Origin of the sequence: Spirulina subsalsa FACHB-351 (assembly GCF_026130165.1) — a bacterium.
GTDB lineage: Bacteria > Cyanobacteriota > Cyanobacteriia > Cyanobacteriales > Spirulinaceae > Spirulina_A > Spirulina_A subsalsa_A.
The window spans coordinates 3625-9982 of sequence record NZ_JAIHOM010000156.1 but is presented as its reverse complement, the minus strand read 5'-3'; the positions used below and the strand labels follow the sequence as shown (position 1 = coordinate 9982).

Genomic DNA, 6358 nt, shown 5'->3' with positions numbered 1-6358 from the left:
AATGGGGAGATTTTAGTTTAGAAGACGATACAGAATCGACTCCTAGTTTAGAAATCCCAGAAATGGAAACTCCTGTCAGTGAAGAGGAGGAATGGGGAGATTTTAGTTTAGAAGACGATACAGAATCAACTCCTAGTTTAGAGATACCCGAAACGGAAACTCCTGTCAGTGAAGAGGAGGAATGGGGAGACACTGCGGAAGAAATTCTTTCTAGTGAAGGAGAAGACTTACCGGAAGAGACAGACGATTATGATCCTTTTGCTTCTCTTGAAATTCCCTCAAATATCAGTGAAAGTCCACAACTAGAAGAATGGGAGGATTTTGGTTTAGAAGACGATACAGAATCAACTCCCAGTTTAGAAATCCCAGAAACGGAAACTCCTGTCAGTGAAGAGGAGGAATGGGAGGATTTTGGTTTAGAAGACGATACAGAATCGACTCCTAGTTTAGAAATCCCAGAAACGGAAACTCCTGTGAGTGAAGAGGAAGAGGAATGGGGAGATTTTGCGTTAGGAGACGATACAGAATCGACTCCTAGTTTGGAAATTCCAGAAATAGAAACTTCTGTGAGTGAAGAGGAGGAATGGGGAGATTTTAGTTTAGAAGACGATACAGAATCGACTCCTAGTTTAGAAATCCCAGAAATGGAAACTCCTGTCAGTGAAGAGGAGGAATGGGGAGATTTTAGTTTAGAAGACGATACAGAATCGACTCCTAGTTTGGAGATACCCGAAACGGAAACTCCTGTGAGTGAAGAGGAAGAGGAATGGGGAGATTTTGCGTTAGGAGACGATACAGAATCGACTCCTAGTTTGGAAATTCCAGAAATAGAAACTCCTGTGAGTGAAGAGGAGGACGTATGGGGAGATTTTGCGTTAGGAGACGATGCAGAATCAATTCCTAGTTTGGAAATTCCAGAAATAGAAACTACTGTGAGTGAAGAGGAAGAGGAATGGGGAGACACTGCGGAAGAAATTCTTTCTAGTGAAGGAGAAGACTTACCGGAAGAGACAGACGATTATGCTCCTTTTGCTTCTCTTGAAACTCCCTCAAATATCAGTGAAAATCCGCAACTAGAAGAATGGGAAGATTTTGGACTAGAGGAAGTAAAAGAATCTATTCCGAGTTTAGAGACTCCCGTAAGTGAAGCAACGGAATGGGAAAATATTGGCAGAGAGGAAACTGGAAAAGTTCCCACTGAGTCTTCTTCTCCCTCTTGGAAAACGGTCAGAAAAGAGTTGATTGAAGAACCCAATAATTCAGAAGAATGGGAAGATTTGGCAGTAGAAGATAAATCTCAGGATTCTATTCCTAGTTTAGACGGTACGGACTCAGAAATTCCGACCTTAAGCGGGTTAAGTTTTGATACAGACACTGGAATTGAGGAGGATTTTATTGAAGAGTTAAATCCTGATTTGCTGTCGGATGACGAGGAAGACTGGGATGATTTTATGCAGTTTATTGAGGAAGATTTAGAACAACATTCTGTGGTATCATCTCCTCCACCGTCCCCAAAGGATGTAACCTCTTCAGACTCTTTCGGTTTAGAAGAGGAAACCCCGAGTCAAATCCAGCTAAAGACTAACACCCCTTCGGAAAGTCCAGAAACTTGGGGAAATTGGTTCAGTGATGATAATAGCGATGATTTTATAGATATTTCAGACACGGTGGCAGAGACAGAATTAGATCCCTTTACATTGCCGGATCTAGATTCAGAAGAGTTGAATGTTTTGGTAGAGGAGGATTGGGAAGAGTTTACGGTGGATGAACTACAACCTTATCCCCAACTGGATGATGGGGGTTTTGATCTGGAGTCTTTGGATGTAGAAGCATTTAGTGAACCCGAGAATAAGTCCAATCTTCCAGAATATTCCACTCCTGTGATACCGTCAGAACAACCTGTAGAAGAATGGGATGAAGATTTATTTGGGGATTCTGTGACAGATACTTCTTTGGAAAAGGACTTATTAATGATGGAGGAGGATTTATGGCAAGGGATGTCAGGGACTAATATTCACCCTAAAAATAAAGGGACGAAAAAACCCCCTTTTCCAGCAGATACAGATCATTAATCCACTGACGGAGGCTAATTGTGGTTCTTAATTCAAATTCTACGGCATCGGAACAGGCAGTTCAGGGGGAAACACCTGCATCGTCATCACTTCCCAAGGTTTTAACGTCTCCGGATCAGGGGGTGGAACATTTTGTCCAGTCTTTGCAGGATGTGTTAACGGATATTACGGCGCTGGAAATTAATACAATGGTGGTGGAACGGATTACGGGGGATAAGTTTATCCCGTGGGATGCCTATTGTGATTTGTATCGTGTGGATCATCAATCGGTTTATGGTGTGAATGTTCATGAGTCGTTGCGCGATCGCTACCTAACCTTACGACGAGACTTAGAAATTGAGTACGCTTTACTGCGCAGTGATCCCACTTCTGACTTGTTTGATCCCGAGGCCATGTCTCCCCAACAACCGAAATGGCAAATGCTGACGGCCGCGAATTTGGAAAACCTCCCCCCCACTCAACTCCCGGATCCGTTTGCGGCCACTTATCCCCAAGAGCGTCTAAAGATTCAGCAACTGTTAAGTAATGGTCGTTTTTTGCGTGCTTTGCGCAAAATGACGGAATTAAAGGCGAGTTTAGATTGTCGTAATCAAGCATTATTGCGTTTACAACATCAATATCCCACCCAGACTCCGAAAGCGATTGAGCGAGCGGTTAAAACCGATTTAATCTATGCTCAGTCGGTAATTCAATTGGATGGGGATGTGATGAATCGTTACAGTGCGGAAATTTTGGATCATCCGCAACGGGAGGTTTTGTTACAACTCCATCAAGAAAGTGTGAGCGCGAGTGCGAGGGAGTGGCGAAGTTTAGTAGAGTTTCTGGTGGACTTACTCCAGAAACACTTACTGGGGGGAGGAAAACGGAAGTTTTAATACCATCCCTCTAGAATGGGGCGAGGGGGTAAAATAGCCCTAGGTTTTTAGATAATGCTCTATGCAGAATACTCGTTTTAATACGATTCTTGAGGACGTTGGCGATCGCACCGTTCAGTTAATCAATAACCCGTGGCGGCGTATCTCTATCGTATTTATTGGCTTATTGCTGGGCTTTTTTCTCGGTAGTGCCATCCCCAGCACCACCGGACAAATGTCGATCTGGGATGTTCCAGCGGCCGCCGTTGTGATGTTAATTATTGAAGGACTGAGCCGTTTTATCTACAGTCGGAGTCGTTTAGTCCGGTCTGGAATTACCGCCAGACGAACATTTTTCCTCGATGCTGTCAATTCGATCAAAATGGGTATGACCTACGGTTTATTTTTGGAAGCGTTCAAACTCAATTCTTGATTGTGCAGAGCAACCCCTATGTCATCTCCATTTGAAGCCAGTTTAACCTGTTTGCAAGGGTGGTGTGCGGGTCAGTCCCCCACCCCAGAGGACTATCAACAACTTGCCTCCGAGATTCTCGCCGATCCTCAACAAGCCCAAGCCTTTGGGATTACGGCTTTTAACGTTTTGGATGAAGTACAGAGGCGATCGCAAATTTTCCCAGCCATTTATCCTCAAGTCTGGAAACTCTGCCAAGACATGGGGTTTCCCGACCAAAATCAAGTCATCCGCACCCTTTGGATTTTATGGCTCCCCCTCACCCTCCAATTAGTCGCAGAACGCCAGAAACTCGAAAGACCCATTGTCCAAGGCATTCTAGGCGGCCAAGGGAGCGGCAAAACCACCCTCACCGCCGTCATTCGTCTCATCCTAGAGCATCTGAACTATACCAGTGTAGGCTTTTCCCTCGATGACCTTTACAAATCCTATGTACAACGGCAACAACTGCAACAACAAGATCCCCGGTTAATTTGGCGCGGCCCCCCCGGCACCCACGACGTAGAAATTGGCGTAGAACTCCTAGACGGCCTACGTCAACCCAAACGCCGTAAACCAGTTATAGTCCCCCGTTTCGACAAATCCGCCTGGGGTGGTGCCGGAGACAAAGCCCCCCCAGAAATGATTGATCCAGTCGATGTCGTCTTATTTGAAGGCTGGTTTGTAGGAGTGCGTCCCATCGATCCCCGAGAATTTGATCAAGCCCCTCCCCCCATTATCACCCCCGAAGATCGCCGCTTTGCGTGGGATATGAACGACCGACTCATGGAATACGTTCCCCTCTGGCACCGTTTAGACCGTCTCATGATTTTATATCCCGTTGATTATCGGTTTAGTAAACAATGGCGCATGGAAGCAGAACACAAAATGAAAGCCCAAGGCAAAGAAGGGATGAGCGACGAAGAATTAGAGCAATTTGTCGAATACTTTTGGCGTTCCTTGCATCCTGACTTATTTATTCGTCCTTTAATCAGTAATAGTATTTTGACCGATTTAGTCGTCGAGATTAACGCCGATCACACCGTTGGGCGAATTTATCAACCGGGATGAACTTGCCATTCCCCGCAAACTCCCCATTTTGATAGAGAATGGGAAAGATAGGGAAACCATAATATCGATTAAACGAAGGGAGATTCCAGTGAGCGGAGGTATATACCTAGTCCAAGAAGATGACCAACTTGTAGAAATGACCGAACGCCCCTATGATTCTGAAACACTCCTACAAGAGTTGCTAGAACGCTATCCGAATCTTTTAGCCTTACACGGGCCGGAGTATCGAACTGTCCGTCATTGGTTGGTTGTACAACGGATTGGAAGTTTACCGACGGATGATCTCGGCGCAGAACGTTGGTCGATTAATCACCTCTTTCTTGATCAACAAGCCATTCCCACTCTAGTCGATGTCAGACGCGATGGGGACAGTCGCCTGCGCAAGGAAATGATTGGTCAGATGTTAGACTATGCCGCCAATGTCGGGATTTATTGGCCAGTCGAGTCCATTCTCGATCAGTTTGAGGTTAACTGTCATCGTCAAAATCGTGACCCCGAACAGGTTTTTCAAGAATTCTTTGAAGGAGATGGCGACGAGGAACAGTTTTGGCAACAAGTTAAAACCAATATGCAAGCCGGGAAAATTCGCCTAATTTTTGTGGCTGACCATATTTCACCAGAATTACAGCGCATGGTCGAGTTTTTGAACAAACAAATGGATCCGGCCGAAGTGTTAGCCATTGAAATTAAACAGTATATTAACCATCAGGATGGACTCAAAACCTTAGTTTCAAAAGTGATTGGTCAAACAGCCGAAGCCTTACAGAAAAAATCTAGCACAGCCCGAGAACGGAGACAGTGGGATGAGCATTCTTTCTTAGAAGAATATCAAGTCCGCTACGGAGAGGATGAAGCCCGCTTAGTCCAAGATATTTATGAGTGGGTGCGTCATCATCAATCATCGTTACAAGTGCAGTGGGGAATCGGAGACTCCTACGGTGGTTTTGCCGCCAAATTTCAAGTCAACGGTCAGATGGCTGAGTTATTCTTTGTCGGGATTGACGGAATGTTACAAATTGCCTCCGATATTTACGCAGCCTTGCCACCATTTGACGAAGAAACCCATTGGCATGAATTACGCAGTCAGTTAAGTGGGGTAGGTTTAGCATTGCCCGTCAATCCTAATGAGCGCCGTTTACCGAATGTTCAGTTATCCACAATCCCCGATAGTGAGGCACTAAAGACATTTTTAGCTAAGTTTGATTGGGTGATTGAACAAGTCGAGTCAGTTTAAAATTAATAGCGTTTTTTAGGTCGTTGTGTCGATTGGCAAAAGTTTCTTGTGACTAGCAAGCAACTTGAAGACCATAGACGATATTTTTGACAATCTCCAGCCATCAAGGGGAGGCAATTCTATTGCTTCCCATAGCCTCACCGCAGGCTAAGATCCTGCCGAGTCGATTCCATATGGGAGATTAGTTAGGGTCTGCTGAAAAAGCCCAACGCTAGACTCAACAAGGGAATTGATAATTGACAATTGACAATTGACAATTATTTCCGACTCCCGATTCCCGACTCCTGAAAACCCCCGGATTCCCGACTCCCCGAGTTATTCAGCAAGCCCTAGTTAGGGTGAGAATTGAAGCCTTGTTGTAGGGATTGAACCCGCTCAAAGGGCAACTGGGTTAACTGAGCAACAAGTTCTACAGTCATCCCGTTTTGCAGTAAGTTCACCGCCACTTCTTCTTTCCCTTGTTGAAGACCTTCCATTTTCCCTTGTTGAAGACCTTCCATCTTCCCTTGTTGAAGGCCTTCCATCTTCCCTTGTTGAAGACCTTCCTCTAGAATTTTTTGATAAATCACAGATTCTCTCATCAGTTCACTCCTAAAAAACGATTCAACTACTTCTGCTTTTAATACTAACCCAGCTAGAATTTCTGAGGCCGCCGCTAAATTACTTCTTACCCCTT

Annotated in this window: 5 protein-coding genes and 1 pseudogene; 5 read left to right on the top strand and 1 reads right to left on the bottom strand. The window is 44.9% G+C overall.

Going from position 1 to position 6358, the window contains the following annotated elements; all coding sequences use genetic code 11:
- From K4A83_RS20520 to K4A83_RS20500, 5 genes are all read left to right on the top strand, one after another.
- Positions 1-2072, top strand: a 2072-nt coding sequence (locus K4A83_RS20520; RefSeq protein ID WP_265266561.1) for a hypothetical protein, incomplete at its 5' end; no start/stop codon positions are given.
- 20 nt (positions 2073-2092) lie between these two features.
- Complete coding sequence (locus K4A83_RS20515) at positions 2093-2947, top strand: hypothetical protein (RefSeq protein WP_265266560.1); 855 nt, start codon at positions 2093-2095, stop codon at positions 2945-2947.
- Between the two features lie 61 nt (positions 2948-3008).
- Positions 3009-3359: a DUF565 domain-containing protein gene (locus K4A83_RS20510; RefSeq protein ID WP_265266559.1), complete on the top strand. Its 351-nt coding sequence runs from the start codon at positions 3009-3011 to the stop codon at positions 3357-3359.
- Positions 3360-3377: 18 nt separating this feature from the next.
- Complete coding sequence (locus K4A83_RS20505; RefSeq protein ID WP_265266558.1) at positions 3378-4448, top strand: glycerate kinase; 1071 nt, start codon at positions 3378-3380, stop codon at positions 4446-4448.
- Positions 4449-4536: 88 nt separating this feature from the next.
- A complete protein-coding gene (locus K4A83_RS20500; protein WP_265266557.1) occupies positions 4537-5682 on the top strand; it encodes a hypothetical protein in 1146 nt (381 codons plus the stop codon).
- A gap of 329 nt (positions 5683-6011) precedes the next feature.
- Here K4A83_RS20500 and K4A83_RS20495 read toward each other — a convergent pair.
- Positions 6012-6358 (bottom strand): annotated as a pseudogene (locus K4A83_RS20495) (Rpn family recombination-promoting nuclease/putative transposase); the annotation flags it as partial.

Excerpts from the sequence above, each read along its gene's own strand:
- K4A83_RS20510 (WP_265266559.1), top strand. The coding sequence starts at position 3,009 with ATGCAGAATACTCGTTTTAATACGATTCTTGAGGACGTTGGCGATCGC.
- K4A83_RS20505 (WP_265266558.1), top strand. The coding sequence starts at position 3,378 with ATGTCATCTCCATTTGAAGCCAGTTTAACCTGTTTGCAAGGGTGGTGT.